At 35.3% G+C, this 20416-nt stretch carries 20 protein-coding genes; 15 read left to right on the top strand and 5 right to left on the bottom strand.

The window, feature by feature from the left end; all coding sequences use genetic code 11:
- Positions 1–13 precede the first annotated feature (13 nt).
- The 7 genes from ACTF48_RS02795 to ACTF48_RS02765 all read left to right on the top strand — a co-directional run bounded on the left by ACTF48_RS02795 (position 14) and on the right by ACTF48_RS02765 (position 5742).
- Positions 14–820 (top strand): sulfite exporter TauE/SafE family protein, encoded by an 807-nt coding sequence (locus tag ACTF48_RS02795; RefSeq protein ID WP_438961617.1) that lies wholly within the window; start codon positions 14–16, stop codon positions 818–820.
- A gap of 185 nt (positions 821–1005) precedes the next feature.
- Entirely contained in the window at positions 1006–2361 is a 1356-nt protein-coding gene (locus ACTF48_RS02790; RefSeq protein ID WP_438961684.1) for an MBL fold metallo-hydrolase, read from the top strand.
- A gap of 347 nt (positions 2362–2708) precedes the next feature.
- Positions 2709–3071, top strand: a complete 363-nt coding sequence (locus ACTF48_RS02785) for a rhodanese-like domain-containing protein (RefSeq protein ID WP_438961616.1) — start codon at positions 2709–2711, stop codon at positions 3069–3071.
- A gap of 135 nt (positions 3072–3206) precedes the next feature.
- Entirely contained in the window at positions 3207–3476 is a 270-nt protein-coding gene (locus ACTF48_RS02780) for a heavy-metal-associated domain-containing protein (protein ID WP_438961615.1), read from the top strand.
- The gene (locus tag ACTF48_RS02775) at positions 3476–4483 is read left to right on the top strand and encodes a c-type heme family protein (RefSeq protein WP_438961614.1); all 1008 of its coding nucleotides are present in this window, start codon (positions 3476–3478) and stop codon (positions 4481–4483) included. The genes ACTF48_RS02780 and ACTF48_RS02775 overlap by 1 nt, the downstream gene beginning before the upstream one ends.
- Positions 4483–5202, top strand: a complete 720-nt coding sequence (locus ACTF48_RS02770; RefSeq protein ID WP_438961613.1) for a DUF2490 domain-containing protein — start codon at positions 4483–4485, stop codon at positions 5200–5202. The genes ACTF48_RS02775 and ACTF48_RS02770 overlap by 1 nt, the downstream gene beginning before the upstream one ends.
- A 3-nt stretch (positions 5203–5205) precedes the next feature.
- Positions 5206–5742, top strand: coding sequence for a hypothetical protein (locus tag ACTF48_RS02765; protein WP_438961612.1), 537 nt, complete (start codon positions 5206–5208; stop codon positions 5740–5742).
- A 5-nt stretch (positions 5743–5747) separates the two neighbouring features.
- On the opposite strand, the gene ACTF48_RS02760 is transcribed toward ACTF48_RS02765, so the two are convergent.
- Together ACTF48_RS02760 and ACTF48_RS02755 are read right to left on the bottom strand one after the other, a co-directional pair.
- A complete protein-coding gene (locus tag ACTF48_RS02760; protein WP_438961611.1) occupies positions 5748–6338 on the bottom strand; it encodes a class I SAM-dependent methyltransferase in 591 nt (196 codons plus the stop codon).
- A gap of 126 nt (positions 6339–6464) precedes the next feature.
- The gene (locus tag ACTF48_RS02755; protein ID WP_438961610.1) at positions 6465–7016 is read right to left on the bottom strand and encodes a MarR family winged helix-turn-helix transcriptional regulator; all 552 of its coding nucleotides are present in this window, start codon (positions 7014–7016) and stop codon (positions 6465–6467) included.
- Positions 7017–7126: 110 nt separating this feature from the next.
- Here ACTF48_RS02755 and ACTF48_RS02750 point away from each other — a divergent pair, with 110 nt between their 5' ends.
- The 5 genes from ACTF48_RS02750 (at position 7127) to ACTF48_RS02730 (ending at position 11118) form a co-directional block, all read left to right on the top strand.
- Entirely contained in the window at positions 7127–7534 is a 408-nt protein-coding gene (locus ACTF48_RS02750; protein ID WP_438961609.1) for a hypothetical protein, read from the top strand.
- Positions 7535–7697: 163 nt separating this feature from the next.
- Positions 7698–8960, top strand: a complete 1263-nt coding sequence (locus ACTF48_RS02745; RefSeq protein ID WP_438961608.1) for an FAD-dependent oxidoreductase — start codon at positions 7698–7700, stop codon at positions 8958–8960.
- 338 nt (positions 8961–9298) lie between these two features.
- Positions 9299–9964, top strand: coding sequence for a peroxiredoxin (locus ACTF48_RS02740; RefSeq protein ID WP_438961607.1), 666 nt, complete (start codon positions 9299–9301; stop codon positions 9962–9964).
- A 65-nt stretch (positions 9965–10029) separates the two neighbouring features.
- Positions 10030–10503, top strand: coding sequence for a Dps family protein (locus ACTF48_RS02735; RefSeq protein WP_438961606.1), 474 nt, complete (start codon positions 10030–10032; stop codon positions 10501–10503).
- Positions 10504–10512: 9 nt separating this feature from the next.
- Entirely contained in the window at positions 10513–11118 is a 606-nt protein-coding gene (locus tag ACTF48_RS02730) for a class I SAM-dependent methyltransferase (protein WP_438961605.1), read from the top strand.
- Between the two features lie 52 nt (positions 11119–11170).
- Here ACTF48_RS02730 and ACTF48_RS02725 read toward each other — a convergent pair whose 3' ends face one another.
- Positions 11171–13279 (bottom strand): TonB-dependent receptor domain-containing protein, encoded by a 2109-nt coding sequence (locus ACTF48_RS02725; protein ID WP_438961604.1) that lies wholly within the window; start codon positions 13277–13279, stop codon positions 11171–11173.
- A gap of 82 nt (positions 13280–13361) precedes the next feature.
- A complete protein-coding gene (locus tag ACTF48_RS02720; RefSeq protein ID WP_438961603.1) occupies positions 13362–13730 on the bottom strand; it encodes a hypothetical protein in 369 nt (122 codons plus the stop codon).
- A gap of 176 nt (positions 13731–13906) precedes the next feature.
- Between ACTF48_RS02720 and ACTF48_RS02715 the strand changes: the two genes are divergently transcribed.
- Positions 13907–15253 carry a cytochrome ubiquinol oxidase subunit I gene (locus ACTF48_RS02715; RefSeq protein ID WP_438961602.1) on the top strand — a complete coding sequence of 449 codons (1347 nt, stop codon included), beginning with the start codon at positions 13907–13909 and terminating at the stop codon, positions 15251–15253.
- A gap of 10 nt (positions 15254–15263) precedes the next feature.
- The gene (gene cydB / locus ACTF48_RS02710; RefSeq protein ID WP_438961601.1) at positions 15264–16301 is read left to right on the top strand and encodes a cytochrome d ubiquinol oxidase subunit II; all 1038 of its coding nucleotides are present in this window, start codon (positions 15264–15266) and stop codon (positions 16299–16301) included.
- Positions 16302–16505: 204 nt separating this feature from the next.
- On the opposite strand, the gene ACTF48_RS02705 is transcribed toward cydB, so the two are convergent.
- On the bottom strand, positions 16506–18140 hold the full coding sequence (locus ACTF48_RS02705; RefSeq protein WP_438961600.1) for a hypothetical protein: 1635 nt from the start codon (positions 18138–18140) through the stop codon (positions 16506–16508).
- Positions 18141–18822: 682 nt separating this feature from the next.
- Between ACTF48_RS02705 and ACTF48_RS02700 the strand changes: the two genes are divergently transcribed.
- Positions 18823–20416: peroxiredoxin family protein (locus ACTF48_RS02700; protein WP_438961599.1), on the top strand; the 1594-nt coding region annotated here is incomplete at its 3' end.

Raw genomic sequence — 20416 nt, 5'->3', positions numbered from 1 at the left:
TACGAATATATTAATGGAATTAGTTGAAATTTTAGGCTATTTAAGTGCCTTAGTAATAGGAATATCTTTAGGTTTAATAGGTGGCGGCGGCTCTATACTTGCTGTACCAGTGTTAGCATATCTGTTTTCTGTAAACGAAAAAGTAGCCACCGCATATTCACTATTTATTGTTGGCGCAAGTGCCTTAGTTGGTGGTCTTAAACAACACTTAAAAGGTTATGTAGACTGGCGCACCGCTGTAGTTTTTGGTTTACCAGCTATTGTAGGTGTTAGTGTTGTAAGACGTTTTGTAGTGCCTGCACTACCTGATGTTTTATTTACAGTAGCCGATTTTGAATTTACACGCAGAATGGCAATGTTTGGCCTCTTTGCAGTACTTATGATTCCTGCGGCATTTTCTATGCTTAAAGAACGTAAAGATAAAAAACCAAAAGGCGATGGTACCGTTAAATACAACTATCCATTAATTATAGGCGAAGGTCTTTTAGTAGGCGGTATTACCGGAATGATAGGCGCTGGCGGCGGTTTTTTAATAATTCCTGCCTTAGTCATTTTAGCAAACGTAGAAATGAAAGTTGCCGTAGGTACATCACTAGTAATTATAGCATTTAAATCGTTACTAGGTTTCTTTTTAGGTGACGCCTTAACGATGGATATTGACTGGGTGTTTCTATCCATTTTTACAAGCATATCATTTGCAGGTATTTTTATAGGTAGTTACCTAAGCAACTTTATAGATGGTAAGAAACTAAAAAAAGGATTTGGTTACTTTATATTCATTATGGCTGTTTTCATTTTTTATATGGAGTTCTTTGTTTAACACTTTAATAAATAGACTTTTAAATTGTTTAACACTATGTAACATTAGTTACTGTAAACCATCAAATCAGCACATATATTTACCTTATATTAATGCTTTTAGCTTTAAAAGCTCTTATTTAAAACACTTTTATTATGAAAATAGAACAAATTTAAACAGGCTGTCTAGCACAAGGTGCTTATTATATAGAAAGTAATGGCGAAGTAGCCATTATAGACCCATTACGCGAGGTACAACCTTATATTAACCGAGCACAAAAAGATAATGCTACCATAAAATATATATTTGAAACGCATTTTCATGCAGATTTTGTAAGCGGCCACGTAACACTTGCAAAACAAACGGGCGCACCTATTGTTTTTGGTCCTAATGCTAGCCCAGCATTTGATGCTATTATTGCCACAGATGAGCAAGCGTTTCAACTAGGTGATGTTACCATAGTAGCACTACATACACCAGGTCATACCATGGAAAGCACAACCTTTTTACTTAGAGATAAAAACGGAAAAGACCACGCTATTTTTAGTGGAGACACGTTGTTTTTAGGTGATGTAGGACGACCAGATTTAGCTCAAAAAATGGGCGTTATTACAGAGAAAGACTTAGCTGGTTATTTATACGATAGCTTGCGCACTAAAATTATGCCACTAGCAGATGATGTAATTGTATATCCTGCACATGGTGCTGGTTCTGCCTGTGGTAAAAACATGATGAAGGAAACAGTTGATACTCTAGGTAATCAAAAAGAAATGAATTATGCCTTACGTGCAGACATGACTAAAGATGAATTTATTGCCGAAGTTATAGATGGCTTATTGCCACCACCACAATATTTTCCTGCAAACGTAAAGATGAATAAAGAAGGTTATGATGACATTCAAGACGTGTTAAACAGAGGAACGCAAGCACTATCGCCTGCGGCTTTTGAAGCTGCTGCAAACGAAACTGGCGCAGTAGTACTAGATGTAAGACATCAAGACGACTTTGCTGCTGGCCATGTGCCTAGATCTATTTTTATAGGTCTAGATGGTAGCTTTGCACCTTGGGTAGGCGCGCTTATAGCCGATGTTAAACAACCACTTTTGTTAGTTACAGAACCTGGTCGCGAAGAAGAAACCGTAACCAGATTATCTCGAGTAGGTTTTGATAATACCTTAGGTTACTTAAAAGGTGGTTTTGACGCTTGGAAAAAAGAATCAAAAGAATATGATGTAGTAAGCTCTGTTACTGCTGAGGTATTTAAAGACGAAGTAGCAAAAGATAAAAAACCCATTTTTGACGTAAGAAAAGAAAGTGAGTTTTTATCTGAGCATGTACTAGATGCAAATAATACACCGCTAGATTTTATAAACGATCACTTAGCAGAATTCCCAGAGAATCCATTCTTTTTACACTGTGCTGGTGGTTATAGAAGCATGATAGCATCTTCTATATTAAAAAGTCGTGGTATACATAATGTAATAGATGTAAAAGGAGGTTTTAAAGCAATTAAAGAGACTGGAATTCCTGTTTCAGAATTTGTTTGTCCTTCTACTTTATAAAAACTCATAGTAATTTTTATTGGTTGGTTAAAAAAGAGGTTGTTTAAGGCAATCTCTTTTTTGTTTTTTGCTTTCGCGAAATCGAACTCGTGAGATTCACGACCGTAGGAAGAGCAAAGCGTTAAAGCGTAATAAATACAACCCTATTCTAATTACATTAGTGTCCTATTAAAGTTTTATGAATGTTTTAATACCAAAAGGAGTAATTAAAATCATTCGTCTTTAGTCTATAAGCGAAAGCGGTCTTTTGTCTTAGTCAGACACGACTATTATAATTAATAAAAACCGTGAGTGTAACCTAAGTTACTGATAAATACACATCGCAATACTACTTTTGATCATTACTAATGAAAACCTTACTTATACTTATGTCCTTTTTCTCTTCCCTTTTTGGTGGTAACACAAAACAAATAGATACCATAACTGTGCTTGATAAAGCCGAATTTAAAAATGCTATTGCTCACAAGGTTCAACTTGTAGATGTGCGTACACCTAATGAGTATGCTAGTGGCCATATTAAAAATGCTATTAACATTGACTTTTTTAATCAAACAGCATTTGTAAAAGCTTTTGAGAAACTGGATAAAGAAAAACCTGTATATATTTATTGTAAATCTGGAAACAGAAGCAATAAGGCTGCACAAAAATTAGATAGTCTAGGTTTTAAAAATATCTACGATTTACGTGGTGGTTATATGAACTGGAATTAAAAGAATAAGATACTTATTATATGAAAAGTGAGGTAGAAATACTTCACTTTTTTAGTTTTTATACTTCTGTATGTAACCTATGTTACTGCGGTAAAAATGCTTTTGCAATATCTTGCTGCTATAATTTACTAACCTATGAGAACTTCTATTATAGTACAAAATTTAAAATGTGGTGGTTGCGCAACAACCATTACAAATAAACTCACTGAACTAAAAAATATATCTGAAATAACGGTAGATACTAACAGCTCAACCGTTTCATTTATAGCTCAAGATGCAAATGATGCCCTTGAGGTAAAAAATAAATTAAAAACATTGGGCTATCCTTCTATAGAAGATACAAATGGCGTGCTTTCTAAAGCAAAATCATTTGTAAGCTGTGCCACAGGAAAACTTGCTAACTAATGAATAAAATAATCACCCTTTTAAGCCTTATTGTTGTTATTACCAGTTGTAAAAACAACAAGACATCAAGTAACACAACGGCTGCCGTTGCTTCAACTTCTAGCTATACGGCAAGTAATCATCCTGGTAAAAAACTCATGGAAACAAAGTGTTATGTGTGTCATAATCCTTCTGCAGATCATGATAACCGCATAGCGCCACCTATGGTTGCCATGAAATCGCATTATATGACAGATGATATGTCTAAAGAAGAATTTGCAGACGCCATCTGGAATTTTGTAAAGAAACCATCTGAAGATAAATCTAAAATGCGTGGCGCTGTTAGGCGTTTTGGCGTGATGCCGTACCAGCAATTTTCTGAAGAAGATATAAAACTCATAGCAAATTATATGTATGAGTTTAAAATAGACGAACCAGAATGGTTTAAAGAACATATTGAAGAAGAAAGTAAAGGAAAAATGCAGTATCGCAACAGTGGTAAAACAATTAATAGTGATGGTAAAGTTCATGCAGACCCAAAAAACCATGCTGAAACAGGAATGGAATATGCCCTAAACACCAAAAAAGAATTGGGTAAAAACCTAATGGGAACCATTCAGAAAAAAGGTACTCTTAAGGCTGTTACCTTTTGTAATAAAAAAGCATATCCTATAACAGATAGTATGGCGGTTGCCCAAAATGCCACCATTAAACGTGTGTCTGATAAGCCTAGAAATCCTAAAAATAAAGCCAATACAAAAGAATTAGAGTTAATTGCACAGTTTAAAAATGCCATCGCTAAAAATGAAGAATACACACCTGTTACAGAAGTTGTAAATGGTAAAGTACATTTTTATGCGCCTATTACTACTAACTCCATGTGCCAGCAATGTCACGGTAGTCCAGAAAAAGAAATTCAGCCTGAGGTTTTAAACACTATTAACAATTTGTATCCAGAAGATATGGCTACAGGATATGCTGTTAACGAAGTACGCGGTATGTGGAGCATTACCTATAATGAGGAATAATGAAAGGTTTAGTAGTATTATTTTTCTTTTTCATCTCATTTTTAAACACAGCTCAAGATCAAGAAACGCATTATAGCAGCTGGAATACTATTAATATTCAGAAAGAAATTAATAACAAATGGTCTGTAAATACAGAGTTAAATTTTAGAAGAACAAATTTTCTTAAAGACTGGGAACAGTTTATTATTAGACCATTTATTCACTACACTTTTGAAAACGACTTAGATATTGCCATAGGTTATAGTTACATTAAAAACTACAGCTATTCAGACTACAGCAAGCCTATTGATGCTTTAGAACATAACATCTTCCAGCAACTTACCATTAAACATAAGTTTTCAAGATTTTCATTACACCACAGATTACGATTTGAAGAACGTTTTGCACAAAACATTGTAGCTACTTCAACTAATGAGTTTGTAACAGACGGCACTACCCATAAAAACAGATTTCGCTATAAGTTTCAGATTACGGTTCCTGTAATCACCTTTACTACTAATCGTTCACTAGGTCTTGTTTTATATGATGAGGCGCACATAGATTTTGGTACTGGTTTAAGACCAGAAAAACTAGACCAAAACTGGATGTTTTTAGGTGTATCCTTTCGCGCAAGCGAGCATATTAAAATACGTTCTGGCTATCACGATATCTATGCAAAAAGAGGTGACATTTTTATAAATAACCGAATTTGGGAAACTACATTAACTTATAAAATTTAAAAAATGAAACTACTAAAATTAGCTACTATAATGCTGTTAGGTTTACTTGCTCTAACTAGTAATGCACAGCAACATCAAGACGAACATCACGAGAGCAATGGTGATGGAAGCGGTTTTAGAATTGCTGGTATTATAGGGCATACATTAGTTAATAATGAAGGTATGGATAACGTTTTTGTGCCATCTTGGGGACTCGATATAGAGTATTGGTTTAACCATAAATGGGGAATAGGCATGCACAACGATATGGAGATTGAAACCTTTATTATAAAAAATTCAGAAAACGAAGAGGTAGAACGTGTAAATCCGCTGGTTTTTACTATTGATGCACTGTATCAGTTTGGTGGTGGCTTTGTGGTGACGCTAGGTCCTGGTATAGAGCTAGAAAAAAATGAATCTTTTTATTTAATGCGTGTAGGTATTGAGTATGAACAGGATATAAATAAGTCACTATACATATTACCTAATTTGTTTTTAGACCAGCGGTTTGATGGTTATCATACCTGGAACATAGGTTTGGGTGTAGGTTTAAAATTGTAAAGATGTTACACTTTACGCAATACAAGCGTAGTCATAGCACGCATATCTTGCACATTTGTAGTTTTTACAGGATCTATTAATTCTAGATTATAGTTTTCTAGTACTTGATTAATAATGGCTCTGGTAATAAAAAAAGTACCTTCTCTGTCGGTTTTACTTTCTTTTAAATACGGTGTATTGCCATCTAGTCCTATGTTTGAAGCGACTCTAATAAACAACGATCCATTGGGTTTTAAAACGCGTACTAGTTCTGCAAACATTTTATAAAAATGCGCTTCATTTTTTGCAAAATGCAATACCGCACTACAAATAACGTGATGAAAAGAATCATTATCATACGGTAAAGCATCAACATTACCTACTGTAAAATGGGCAGCCGCTTTTGGGTAGTGTTCTCTTGCAACTTCAAGCCGCTCGTTATCTGTATCAATGCCAGTAATATGAATACCGTTAGTATAAAACCATTTTAAGTTACGACCTTCAGCACAACCAGCGTCCAGAATTTTATCTTCTTTAAGATAACGCGCTTTCATTATCTGGTCCACAATGTAGATATCTGTTTTTCCTATAAGTTGTGTTAGCAAATTTTGTTGCATTACTTAGATTTAATATTATAACGCAGTAAGCCGTTATTGTTTTTTAATTCAAACTCCATAATTTTCTTAGGTATTTATAAAACCAATAATCTTTCTGGGTCTATTATTCTTACTCGTTACTATTATTTATGTATTCAATTTGTCTAAAATTCCACTAATTCTAATTTTTTCATTAAGGTTCAAAGGTTCTGTGAATTTAGTAAAAATCAATTCAATTTTTGGCTTAATTTCTATTAGTTCTTTAATTCCGTTTTTTGTTATTTTAATACGTTTTGCTCTTCTATCTTCTTCGTCAGGAAACTCTTCTACAAACTTATTTTTTATAAGTCTTTTAATAATTTCTATTCCTGTTGGTGCCTCAAGATTATGCATTTCAACTAATTCCATTTTCCTATAGCTTTCTTGATAATCTAAGTGCAAAAGAAAACTATACTCATCAATAGAAGAAACATTCGATTCTGACAAAACGGTTTTCGTTTGTTTTTTTAATGACTTATTCAAATGCATCAATTTAAAAGCGATTAGCAATTCATCGTGTTCTGAATGTGTAGATTTATTTTTACTAGTAAATAATTTGTTGTTGAGCCAAATTGTAAAATCTTCAACTTTATTTGAAGCGTTTCCTTCTTGATATTCCTCAGTATACGCTATTAATTCCTTGAGTAATGTGTATTTCATCTTTAAACTTTACTTCTATTTTGAACAAATTTACAAAATATATTGTGTTTTTGAAATAAATACCTAATTTTGTATCATAAACATGGTAATAAATAAAATTTACAATGAATATGAATAAAGTAGTTATAGTAGCAATACTATTATTGTCGTGCTCTTGTAAGCAAATAGAAAATCAAAAAATGGAAAAAACAATGAACAATCCAACGTACACATTTGTGTCAGTTTCAACGGCTAAACCAGGGAAACTTGAAGACCTAATCCGAATTGCCAAAGCTCCAACTATCAAAATGGACAAACAATCTGACGGTCTACTAGCTTATCAAGTAAGCGTAGATAGAGAAAGAAACACCGTAGTTGTATGGTCAACTTATGACAAAAAGGAAACACTTTACAATTATCTTGAAACTGAACAAGGTAAAAACGACCACGGTGAAAGTGAGGATATGGAAAGTATTATCGAGACATTTGTAATGTATGATCTTGAACCTGTTAGTGGAAGACTTCTTCCTAAAGAGTAATTTTTGTTAAGAGCAGAGTTCTTTAGTTTAGTTAGAACTCTGTTTTTTTAAATAATGCCTAACCAAAGACTAATACTAAAATTATTATTCTTATGTAACCAAAGTTACAGTATTGTTAATTTATATTTAGTAATTTTATAGAATTAACAAATTTAGCATACTTATGGCATCACATTATCAAGTTTTAATTATAGGCGGTGGAACAGCTGGTATCATGACAGCGGCACAGTTACTTAAACAAAAGCAGTCTAGCAGCGTTGCGATTATAGAACCAGCAGAAACGCATTATTACCAGCCAGCGTGGACACTCGTAGGTGCTGGAGCCTATAATTTTAAAAAAACGGGCAAACCTATGAAAGAGGTAATGCCTCAAGGTGCTACCTGGATTAAAGATTTTGCCACAACTTTTGACCCTGAAAATAACACGGTAAACACTAAAGCTACTGGCGCCATTACTTATGATTATCTAGTAGTAGCTCCAGGACTGGTTATGGAACCATCAATGATAGAAGGTTTGCCTGAAGCACTAGATAAAGGTGTGGTTTGTAGTAATTATACAGATCCTGAACATACCTGGAATGTTATAAAGAATTTTAAAGGTGGTAACGCCTTATTTACTCAACCATCTACACCTATTAAATGTGGTGGTGCACCTCAAAAAATAGCTTATCTCGCTTCAGATTATTTTAGAAAAACAGGAATTCTTAAAAATACCAATGTCATTTTTGCTACACCTGGTAGTGTTATTTTTGGTGTAAAACCTATACGTGATACTTTAATGAAAGTAATAGGTAGGTATGGTATTAACTTTAAACCGTTTTACGCACCTTTTAAAATAGATGCCGAAAAACAAATAGCCTACTTTAAACATGTAGCTCCTGAAGAAAACCAGTGTGTTCTTAATGAAGATAATGATATAGGTGAAGTATCTACTGAAGAAAACATCATTCAAATTCCTTTTGATATGTTACACCTAGCGCCACCACAAGCAGCGCCTAAATTTGTAAGAGAATCAACTTTGGTAAACGAAGCTGGTTGGCTAGATGTAGATCATCACTCCTTACAACATAATAGATATTCTAATATTTTTGGATTAGGCGATGTTGCAGGTTTACCTACTGCAAAAACAGGTGCCGCTGTGCGTAAGCAAGTTCCAGTAGTAGTAGATAATTTGAGCTTATTAATAAAGCAAAATAAAATAGGTACACAATCGTATAACGGCTATTCTAGCTGTCCGCTTGTTACTGGTTACGGAAAAATGACTTTAGCTGAGTTTGATTACAAAGGCAACTTTACACCAGATCCTAAATTAAAACGCATGTTAGTATTTAATAGTGCCAAAGAACATTGGAGATTATGGATGCTCAAAAAATTCGGGCTGCCATTCCTTTACTGGAATAAAATGATGAAAGGAGAGAACGTTTAACTTAAAGTAGATGTTTAACTCAAAGGTTACAGCTTTATGTTGTAACCTTTTTTAGTTTATAAACTACTTATTCCTCTAATTTATAATATTTGGTGTTCACTAGAGTTCTTTAAAGAGTTATCCTTGTTACTATTACCGTCTTAAAAGTTGCTGTGTTGCTAGTAGCTTTTGGGAAAAAGTCGGAAAATATTTTATTTTAATAGTATCATTTCAATTTACGCTTCCGCGAAAGCGTAGCTCTAAAACTAAAAATACTACTATGTAACCTAGGTTACCAACAATGCTTGTTATATAGCTTAATTTTATACCGAATTTAAAAACAATAAATTTTAGCTATTATGAATAATGAAAATGAATTACAAGAAAACCTAGTATCTATGCCTAGAATAGGTGATACTGCACCAGATTTTGAAGCGGTTACTACTAAAGGAAACATTAAAATGTCTGAATTTGCAAAAGACAAATGGACAGTTATGTTTTCGCATCCAGCAGATTTTACACCAGTTTGTACCACAGAAATGAGTGGCTTTGCTGAAAGAAAAGCAGAGTTTGATGCACTAAATACTGAATTACTTGGATTAAGTATCGATAGTATTCACGCACATTTAGGTTGGGTACAAAACGTAAGAGAAAATACAGGCGTTTACTTTGATTTTCCAATTATTGCAGATATTGATATGAAGGTATCAAAACTGTACGGAATGTTGCAACCTAACGAGAGTGAAACTGCTGCCGTAAGAGCCGTATTCTTCATAGATCCATCTAAAAAAATACGTTTAATAATGTATTACCCATTAAATGTAGGTCGTAATATGGACGAGATTTTACGTGCCTTAGATGCATTACAAGTATCAGACAAGCATAAGGTTGCCATGCCGCTAGACTGGAAACGTGGTGATAAAGCTATTTGTCCGCCACCAAAATCTTTAGATGCTTTAAACCAAAGACTAGCAGATAATTCTGTTGAAAAAATAACTTGGTATCTTGCAAAAAAGGATATCTAAAACTAAAACTAAGGGCTTTACGTTATAATACTAAAGCCCTTTTTTAATCTTTAAAAAACAATACAATGAAAAGCACAAACAACATAGGCTTAGATGCGCAAGCATCACAAACTACCGCGACAGAATTAAACGATTTACTGTCTAACTATCAAGTGTTCTACATGAATCTAAGAGGATTTCACTGGAATATAAAAGGAAAGAAATTCTTTGAACTCCATCTTAAATTTGAAGAATTGTATAACGACGCTCTAATTAAAGTAGATGAAATTGCAGAGCGTGTACTTACTTTAAGTGCAACACCACTTCATTCCTTTGAAAAATATCTTGAGACTACTGCCATTAAACCAGCAGAAAACATAACAGATGGAGAGCTAGCCATAAATAGTATTCTCGAAGCTCTAAAAACATTATTAACTAAAGAAAGAGCTATTTTAACCATAGCCTCAGAGGCTAATGATGAAGGTACCGTTGCCTTAATGAGCGACTATATTGTAGAACAAGAAAAACTGGTATGGATGCTATCTGCATATCAAGATTAATAGCAGCGTATGAATAAGCAAGTAGCAAATTTTTGGAACGATCGCTATATCCAAAAAGAATTTGTCTATGGCACGCAACCTAATGCGTTTTATAAACAACAACTCGATAAAATAAAGCCAGGTAGCATCTTACTTCCTGCCGAAGGCGAAGGACGCAACGCCGTTTATGCCGCTTCCCAAGGTTGGGATGTTTCTGCTTTTGATATTAGCCAGCAAGGAAAGGAGAAAGCCGTCCAGCTGGCAAAGCAACTCGAGGTTACGATAGATTATAAAGTTGCTGGTGTTTTGGATTTTGAAACGAAAAAACAGTTTGACGTTATAGGATTAAGCTATGCCCATTTTCCTGTTGGCATAAGAAAAGAAGCTCATTTACAACTCTTAAAATTTTTAAAACCTAATGGGATTGTAATTTTTGAAGCTTTCGCCAAAGCGCAATTAGGAAAACCTTCTGGTGGCCCTAAAAATATTGAGATGTTATTTTCCATTCAAGAAATTAAAAATGAATTTCCTGAACTCGATTTTAAGCTTTTAAAAGAAGAAACCATTACACTTGCCGAAGGTAATTACCACAAAGGAACAGCTGAGGTGATACGTTTTATGGGTATCAAAAAATAAAGAAAGCCCTTTTCAAACGATCAAAAGGGCTTTTTAATTTTAGTCTATTTATTTAAAAATCAAACTTTGCAAATACAGAAAAGTTTCTTCCTGGATCATTGATCGGTACACGACCAAAATCTGCTTGATTAGTAAATGAAAAATTCAGGTGGTTGTTATACGTTTCATCAAAAATATTTAAAACTGCAACACCTAATTGCAAATCTTTTAAAGGTTTAACACCTAATCTTAAGTCTAAAGTTTCATAACCAGCGGTTTCTGTCTCTCTAAAACTGGTAGAAATTTCATCTTGTTTTGACGTGATCGTATAATCTAGGCTTGCCCAGAATTTCTCCTTTTCAAATCCTAGTCCTAATCTTGTAATAAATGGTGGCGTTAAAGGTAAAGACTCGTCCAGATCTTTATTTCTAGCATACACATAAGAAAAAGCCGTGTTGAAATTAAAATAGTTAGCAAAGGATACATTTGCCTCTGCTTCAAAACCTGTTTTAAAAGCACTATTTAAATTCATAAATCGTTTTACTTCTTGCGGTTGTGCAGTAGGCATAAACCTTCTATCTAAGCTAGGATCTACCACAGGAACAATGTAGTTTTCATAAATAGAATAATATCCAGAAATACTATACTGTAAAGCATCTATTCCTTTTTCAAAGCTTGTTGTTCCTTTAAAACCTATTTCAAATTGGGTATTTACTTCAGCATCTAGATTAGGGTTTCCTACATATTCAAAAGGGTCTTGACCTACGGTAAAATGGTTAATGTACCGCTCAATCATATTTGCAGACCGTACACCACGCCCATAAGCTACTTCTAGCCTGTTATTTTCTGAAAGTTGATGCTTTACCGAAACTGTGGCAGACACATTGTGTTCTTCACGCTGCTCTAAGTTAGGGTACATTTGTTGAAAATTTAATTCAGGATCTTGTGTTTCTGAAATAACTAAATCATAGCGCACACCTGCGGTAAGCATGGTTTTATTTGAAAATGCATACTTATTTTCAGCAAAAAGTCCGTAATCATTTATATAACTATCTTGCCATACTTTATCTTGAAACACCATAGGTTGTGGTAAGAGGTCGCCCATCATATTGCGTTTTACGCTACGTGTCCTGCCACCATCTCGTGCTATAAGTAAGGCGTCTATACCGCTATATAAGATCCATTTTTCTGTAGGTTTCATTTTAAACTCTACTTTTCCACCAGCGGTAGTCGCATCTATGGTTGATATCGCATCGGTCATCATGGAAGATGGTCTTCTGGTATTAGACATAATGTGGTCTACATAAGAATAATAAGCCTTTGCATTTACTTCTTTTACAAAACCTTTTAAATCTGAAAGTTTATAATCTAATGATAAAATAGAGCTATTATCCTCATCAGTATCCATAGGTAATCCTGCGTGAAGCACATCGCGACCATAAGATTGTCTCCAGTGTGCCTGTATGCGCTGGTTATCTTTAATGTTATAACCTAATCTCAAGCCATAGTCCAGACTTCTAAAGGCTGAAGGGATTTCAGTGCCAGCTCCATCTTTATAATTACCAAAATCACGATAGCCAGCATTTGCAGTGATATCATACTTTTCAGTAACTTGATGCAGCTTTAAAGAAGATACTAAGGCGTTTCCATTACTCTCATAGCCACTACTAACGCTACCGTGTAAACCGTTATCTAACTGTTGCGGTTTCTGGGTTACTAGATTAATAATACCGCCAAAGGTGGCACCATATCGTACCGTATAAGGTCCTTTAATAACCTCTATACGTTCTATATCTTCAGGAACAACGTGTGTGGTAACAGGATCCATACGGTTAGGGCAGGCGTGCATAGCCTTAGTTCCACCATCAAACTGAATGTTGAGTTGCTCATATTGTGAGGCTCTAAACGATGGATCAATTGCATAATTTCCACGTTTAATGAGTGAGAAACCGTTAAAATCGCTGAATAAGTCAGCCACATTTTTAGGTTGTACTACTTTTTTAACTAAATCTGTTTTTACTGTAGTAAGCACTGGATCTGTTGTTCCTTGCCCGGTAATGATTACAGTATTTAAGGCTACTGGTTTAGTAGCGGTGGTGTCTTGCGCTTTGGGTTTGTTTTCTTGCGCATATAAAGCCACAGGTATCCATACGCTTAACAGCGCAATGTGTTTTATGTTCATTTTTCTTAATTCTTAGTTTACGGCATAGCACCGTTGAGAGATAGAATAAACTATCGCTCTAATCTATTGATCTAGGTATGAATTAAGAATTCCGTGGTGGATGAAAAACTGAAGCTAAATCAGTATCAGATACTTGAAATAGATAGTAAAAATTGTTACGCTGCATTGTTACAGGTGCAAGCTCTGGTAAAACTATACGGCTAGCATCATAAAAAAACTGTGGTTCCCATTCTGTTAGTAAAGGAGATGGGCTTTCTTTCTTAGAACTTTCGGCCATCATTTTACTCAGGTAGCACTTTCCATTACATTTTAATTGAGGTTTGTCTTTATTTTCACAAAGTTGTTCTACAAAGCTGTCCATATCTAGTGCATACCAGCTGTAAATAGCAGTCACACGCAAGATATTGCTCAGTATTAAAATGGATAATATGGAAACTAAAGTCAATTTCACGGTGCAAAAATAACGAGTATTATTTTTCAGGTAAGTGACATTTGTCACATTATTTAAAGTTTTTGGTATCCGCTTTCGCGAAAGCGTAATGTTTACAATTATAACAGTCTAAAGTAACCTATGTAACACATAATATCTATATGGCATCTTAATTTTGTAGCTCTAAAATGAACAAGATGGATACCGAAATCCTTGCCCGCATACAGTTTGCTTTTACCATTGCCTTTCACTACATCTATCCACCGTTGAGTATCGGTATAGGGTTGATTATGGCGATAATGGAAGGACTGTATTTAAAAACAGGAAATAAACACTACGAAGTATTAACGCGTTTTTGGTTAAAAATATTTGCCATAACTTTTGGTATTGGCGTTGCTACGGGAATTATAATGGAGTTTGAATTTGGTACTAACTGGTCGGTGTATTCTAGGTACGTGGGCGATATTTTTGGTAGCGCACTCGCTGCCGAAGGTTTGTTTGCCTTTGGTCTAGAAAGTGCCTTTTTAGGTGTTTTACTTTTTGGTTGGAACCGTGTTTCACCTAAAGTTCACTTTATTTCTACCATAGGTGTATTGATAGGCTCTATGTTTTCAGCCGTTTGGATTGTGGTAGCAAATAGCTGGCAGCAAACACCTTCAGGATACCACATTGTAGGTGAAGGTTTTGATGCTAGGGCAGAGGTTACAGATTTCTGGGCTATGGTTTTTAATCCGTCTAGTGTAGATCGTATTATTCACGTATGGCAAGGTGCGTTTCTAGCTGGTGCCTTTTTAGTGTTAAGTGTTCATGCTTACTATTTGCTTAAAGGAAGATATGTTGAAGTTTCAAAAAAGGCTTTTAAAATAGCATTAGGTATTGCTACCATTATAGCGTTAACGCAACTGTTTTCAGGACATAGGTCTGCTGAAATTGTAGCTCAACATCAACCAGCAAAATTAGCTGCTATGGAAGGTCATTATGAAAAATCAGCTCCAGCAGATTTATATCTTTTTGGCTGGGTAAATAATGAAACACAAGAGGTAACTGGTATCAAAATGCCTGGTGGTTTGTCCTTTTTACTCCATCAAGATTTTGAGACACCTGTAACAGGTTTAAATGCGTTTGTAGAAGAAGACAGACCTAGTCAGGTAAATGCCGTATTTCAGTTTTATCACATTATGGTAGCTATAGGTATGTTTCTAATTGGGCTCACGCTTTATGCTAGTTTTTTATGGTGGCGCGGCACTTTATTTGAAAAGAAATGGCTACTCAGGATTTTTGCATTTTCTGTATTACTGCCACAAATAGCAAATCAAGTAGGCTGGTTTGCGGCTGAGATGGGTAGGCAACCGTGGATTGTTTATGGGCATTTAAGAACTAGTGAAGGTTTCTCGCAAGAGGTATCTTCTAATCAAATTCTTTTTTCATTAATATTATTTTTAGTAGTGTATGCCTTACTATTTCTTTTGTTTATCTACTCGTTAAACAAAAAGATAAAACACGGCCCTTATGATGAAGCTAAAAATTCATTAGAAATAGTTTAATAAAATAGGTATGGAATATTTTTTAGGTATAGATTACCCAACGCTTTGGTATTTAGTAGTAGGATTACTGTTTTCTGGTTATGCTATTTTAGAAGGTTTTGATTATGGTGCTGGTGCCTGGCACTTATTTTTTAGAAAAGATTTAAGTAGACGTATTGCTATTAACGCTATAGGTCCATTATGGGATGCAAATCAGGTATGGTTAGTTATAGGTGGTGGCGCATTATTTGCAGGTTTTCCAGTAATGTATGCCACCATGTTATCTGCTATGTACATACCATTTATGTTATTCTTAATGTTACTGGTTTTACGTTCTGCGGCTATAAAATTTAGAAGTGCTGAGGAGATGTTATGGTGGCGTAAAACATGGGATATTATTTATTTTGGTTCTAACATACTCATCTCGTTTTTACTAGGAGTAGTGCTGGCTAATTTATTACAAGGTCTTGCTATAGGTGATGAGTTAACATATAAAGGTGGTTTGTTCTTTTCATTTTTAACACCTTATGCTATAATGGTAGGGCTCACTACGGTGTCTTTATTTATGACTCAAGGAGCTATTTTTTTACTGCTTAAAACGGAAGGACGTTTACACACTAGACTTACCTTTTTACTCAAAAAGGGAATGATTTTCTTTATTATAAGTTTTGCGGCAACATCACTTTATACTTTAGTATTTTTACCAGGAGTGACAGATCGATTTAAAGAATATCCGGTATCTTTTACCATTCCAGTTTTAGCATTTCTAGCGGTTGCAAATGTTCCCAGATTAGTCTCTAAAAAGAAGTATGCAAATGCCTTAGTCTTTTCCTCTTTAACGATGGCGTTTTTATTGATGCTGGTTGCCGTTCAATTGTATCCTGTATTATTGCCATCTACTATAGATCCAGCTTATCATATCACTATTTATAACGCAGCCTCTTCTCAAAAATCACTAGGAATTATGCTCACTATTGTAGTGATAGGAGCACCGCTTTTAGCCGGCTATTTCCTGTTTTTGTATAAAACATTTCACGGTAAAGTGAAGCTGGATGATACGAGTTATTAGGAAGCTGTCATTGTGTGCTTGTAAGGTTGTTAAAAAGCAAAAATGATAGGTTGTTTATGAAATTTTAAAACTTATAAAGCACTGAAATTAAAGTCTTTCGTCTATCAGCGATAGCGGTCATTTGTATTAGTCGGACAGGTCTAATTTAAAATAATAAATGGGTACTACACAGTGCCTGATGAGTTCAACATGCTTACTGCATCTTTAATTAGATTCATACGCATTTTTTATATTGTTATTAGACTTGAGACAGCAGGTTCTAGAAGGTGATATTTTACTTACCACGGTATAATAAAACGTGTGGTTAGCCAGCTCTGATGGATTCACTGTAATAGTTCCTTCATAGGCATCAGTAGTAGCATTATAGGTTAAAGCCACTTCTTGCATGTTTGCGTTTACGGTAAAGTCTTGATTATCGTTTAACACCACATAAACACTATTTGATTCATAACTACGTAGCGTTCCTAAATCAGGGAACGTAGGTAGTTTTGTGTCTTCTGAAGATGAGTTTGCCAGAATTGAGATAAATACATCAGGTACTATTGCTCCTTTTACTTGCACTTTCCAGTTTCTATTTAATCGGTAAATAAAACAGTCTTCATAAATGGCTGGTAAGGGCTCGTTAGCGCCTTGGCCTGCCTTCACAAAGGTTGTAATATCCTTATCATCGTCTCCCATGACTATAAAACTTCTATCTGCGGTCCAAACAGTATTGTCGGCAGAATTCAGCGGATTCAGCACACCATCTACACTTATGCGTATTAAACTACCGTCTAACTGACTGGTAGATTGGTTTTGCGATAAGCAACCCATTTTATCATACCCTACTCCAAATATCCTGTTGTTATAGCTAGTAATGTCATAAAGGGTTTCTGTAGCAGCATTAGTCCCATCATAAGCAGGTGATATATAATTATGATTAAAAGATAATCCATATTTAAGCCCTAAACTGGTACTTACCTTTTGTGCTTGCAAATCAGTTAACTGCTCGGTGTATATAATGAATTCTGGTATATACCCGTTCATATACTCAGTAGTATGAGACTTACCGATGTTATTAAGTGTTCTAAGTACCTTGGTAGGCACCACGGCGCTGTTTGTGGTGATGTCTAGCTCACCGTTAAAAAAGGACCTGAGCTCTTTACCCGTTTCTAGTGGAAAACCACCTTCTTGAGTATAACTTAGTAAATTAGGTATATCTGAAAAAGGTAACTGATTTGTAGTAGTGGTAAAAGTAAATGGGTTTCCTGCCGTAGCTGATCTGACGGTCCAGTAACTTTGATTAGTCGTGCCATTTCTTCCAAATATATACGCATTATTCATACCTCCAGTAGAAAGATGAAAAAAGCGACCATAGCTATCTCGTGTACCAAAATCTTTTCGAATCACAAAACTACTGGCACCGCCGGTAAAGTCTTCAAAACCATCTGGCAGTTCAAAATAATTACTTGTTCCGTTAAAAGCTACCGAAGGATTATAGTTCACAACCCCATCACCAGTAGCTTGAAATTCTGGATTATTCCTTCCAGTACCGTGATTTCCTTTTTCTGAGGCATCTGTCCAAGTGCCTATGACTTCGTCTTGTGCGGTGGCATCGGTACCATCATTTGCTTTTAACCACAGTTCTAAATTACTGGCAATACCTGCAGGTCCTATACAGCTCACCTCACTAGCAAAAGTAAAGTAATCACCGTCTGTAAAGTTGTAGGTAGCCTCTAGATAATCTCCGTTGAGCGTCATTTCTATTTTGGTCACATTAGCTTCATTGGTAAAATCGCCATTATTGGCAGCGGCAGTAACTAATAAATAAATGGGTGCGCCTACATCTGTGCGTGGCATTTTAGTTGCTAACGTAGATGAATTGGCGGGTACTTGTAAAAAAACAGTCCCTACATTGTTCACTTCTTGTACTTTAAAAGTACGTTGTATTAAGGATTAATTTTAGCTAGAATATCATTCTAGTTGAGCCTTATCATGCTTATTGCTATTAGTGTAAGTCTTTTTAAAGTAAATTATAAAATATCCCGGTACAACAGTACAGGGATATTTTGTTTACTGCTGTCATCTATAATATACCTTTGTTCAGGTTCAAGTGCGACATTAGGAATGTAAATTGGTATAATAAGTTAGAATACACTATAAAGTGTTTTGTGAAAATTTAAAGTGCCGCTATACTAACCTGTATTAGAAGTGCTAGCTGTCTTAAAGATGCAAGATTTATGAATAGCTTGAAATCATTTGTAATGCTAAGGAGTAAGAGCTGCGGGTCTTCGCGTTAACACTGATGGCTCTTTAGTATCTAGAAGTACTCTTGGACTAAACTGGTCTTCTACTGACGGTGACTTAGCTACCACAGCAGAATACATGCAAATCTTCCCATCTTTTCAAGGCACTACATACTTTAACAAGGTTACGGTTTACCCATACGTTGTGTAGCAGAATAAGCTTTTAACTATAAAAATTAACAATAGTAGTAATCGGTGGCGTATGCCACCGATTTTTTCATTTAAATTGCATCAATATGATTTTTAAAACACTAATAAGTATATTCATTTTTTGCAGTACCGTTTTAGTACAGGCACAAACCCTTAGTGGCGATTACCAAGGCTATTTGTATAAAAACTATTACATAGGCAAATACGAAAAAGGCAGCTATGTGTTAATGGATAGCCTTCAACTAGATCAAAAAGGCACATTTACCAAACAGTTGAACCCAGCCATCTATACCCCAAACACCTTATATGTGGTAGCCTCAGAAGGCGAGTATAAACAGAATAATAATATTGCTAATCCGCATCCGCACGGTAGTATACGTTTTGTGTATATGGGTGGAGATGTAAGTTACCAAACCTCTTGGCGCCAAGAAACAGGTTACCTAAGCTTTATAAAAGGTGGTGAGGCAAGCAACCACATTAAGGCGTTAAATACAAAATTACAATCTACCCAAAAAGTGCTTACGTCTATGGAGCAATTGTGGGGCTTGTTAAACGAAAATGATGCGTTTTGTACCGCGCTAATGCGTAATTACAGAGAAAAAACTATGGCATACAACAGTTATTGCCAAAGCATAGCATCACAATACTCTAAAGGCTCCTATATGAACTTGTACGCATCAATGTACCAGCAAGTGGTGCCTAAAGAAAATATGACCTATGAAGCGTTTCAAACTTATCGTGCTAAAAATTTGTTCCAGTTTACGGATTTAAAAAATCCACTGGTAGCCAATGTGCCTTTACTTTCTGCCATGTACCAGAGCTATTTATACCATAACCAACCTAGTGGTATGGCTAAAAGCACCGATATTGAAAAAATGCAAGACGATGCCAAAACCTATATTAAAGAACAAGCTGCGCCAGAAGTATTAGCCGCCTTAAACATGAAAGATTTTAGGCCACAAATACAAATTTTAAGGGAAAAACTAGTACATGAACTAGATTTTGAAGCTATATATCAAAATGATGAAGCTTGGTTTGCTGAAATTAACGAAGTGCTTGGGGCTTATAACCCATCGTCACCTTACCATGCATTATTTGGTACAGACATGATAGCCGCGCTAGAGCGTACCCAAAAACCAGAGGCCTATACTAAACTGGCTGAAGCAGCTTTCTCAATTACCGAGCAGTTTAATTGGGGTGATGCACAAACCGAAATTCTAGATTATTTAACTGAAACCTCAGATGCGCGCTTGTTAAAGGGTAGTGGTAAAGTAGCTCAGATATATGCTGCTAAAAAGGTACAATTAGGCAAACAAGCCCCAGATTTAGTACTTACAGAACATCTGGGTAAGGTAGCAGATCACAATCATAAAACCACCATTTTACCAAGCAACCAATTGGCGCAAAAGGGTTTTGAAAAAACCTTATTAGTCTTTTACGAATCCGGTTGTGGACCCTGCGAAATGTTAATGCAACAATTACCAGGTAATTACGAAAAATTAAAGGAGCAAAAGATAGAAGTGATTTCCATTTCCTCAGATACCAGTGAAGAGGTTTTTAGGAGATCTTCTGATACACATCCATGGGCAAGAAAGTACTGTGATTTTAAAGGTAAAAGTGGTGTGAATTTTAAGAATTACGCAGTGTTGGGTACGCCTACTATTTATTTAATTGATAAAA

Origin of the sequence: Nonlabens sp. (genome assembly GCF_965660805.1) — a bacterium.
Classification (GTDB): Bacteria; Bacteroidota; Bacteroidia; order Flavobacteriales; family Flavobacteriaceae; genus Nonlabens.
The sequence above is the reverse complement of the archived record's forward strand: the minus strand, read 5'-3'. Positions and strand labels throughout refer to the sequence as shown.

Coding starts and splice junctions, on each gene's coding strand:
- ACTF48_RS02795 (WP_438961617.1), top strand. CDS start 14: ATGGAATTAGTTGAAATTTTAGGCTATTTAAGTGCCTTAGTAATAGGA.
- ACTF48_RS02785 (WP_438961616.1), top strand. CDS start 2,709: ATGAAAACCTTACTTATACTTATGTCCTTTTTCTCTTCCCTTTTTGGT.
- ACTF48_RS02780 (WP_438961615.1), top strand. CDS start 3,207: ATGAGAACTTCTATTATAGTACAAAATTTAAAATGTGGTGGTTGCGCA.
- ACTF48_RS02775 (WP_438961614.1), top strand. CDS start 3,476: ATGAATAAAATAATCACCCTTTTAAGCCTTATTGTTGTTATTACCAGT.
- ACTF48_RS02770 (WP_438961613.1), top strand. CDS start 4,483: ATGAAAGGTTTAGTAGTATTATTTTTCTTTTTCATCTCATTTTTAAAC.
- ACTF48_RS02765 (WP_438961612.1), top strand. CDS start 5,206: ATGAAACTACTAAAATTAGCTACTATAATGCTGTTAGGTTTACTTGCT.
- ACTF48_RS02760 (WP_438961611.1), bottom strand. CDS start 6,338: ATGCAACAAAATTTGCTAACACAACTTATAGGAAAAACAGATATCTAC.
- ACTF48_RS02755 (WP_438961610.1), bottom strand. CDS start 7,016: ATGAAATACACATTACTCAAGGAATTAATAGCGTATACTGAGGAATAT.
- ACTF48_RS02750 (WP_438961609.1), top strand. CDS start 7,127: ATGAATAAAGTAGTTATAGTAGCAATACTATTATTGTCGTGCTCTTGT.
- ACTF48_RS02745 (WP_438961608.1), top strand. CDS start 7,698: ATGGCATCACATTATCAAGTTTTAATTATAGGCGGTGGAACAGCTGGT.
- ACTF48_RS02740 (WP_438961607.1), top strand. CDS start 9,299: ATGAATAATGAAAATGAATTACAAGAAAACCTAGTATCTATGCCTAGA.
- ACTF48_RS02735 (WP_438961606.1), top strand. CDS start 10,030: ATGAAAAGCACAAACAACATAGGCTTAGATGCGCAAGCATCACAAACT.
- ACTF48_RS02730 (WP_438961605.1), top strand. CDS start 10,513: ATGAATAAGCAAGTAGCAAATTTTTGGAACGATCGCTATATCCAAAAA.
- ACTF48_RS02725 (WP_438961604.1), bottom strand. CDS start 13,279: ATGAACATAAAACACATTGCGCTGTTAAGCGTATGGATACCTGTGGCT.
- ACTF48_RS02715 (WP_438961602.1), top strand. CDS start 13,907: ATGGATACCGAAATCCTTGCCCGCATACAGTTTGCTTTTACCATTGCC.
- cydB (WP_438961601.1), top strand. CDS start 15,264: ATGGAATATTTTTTAGGTATAGATTACCCAACGCTTTGGTATTTAGTA.
- ACTF48_RS02705 (WP_438961600.1), bottom strand. CDS start 18,140: ATGCCACGCACAGATGTAGGCGCACCCATTTATTTATTAGTTACTGCC.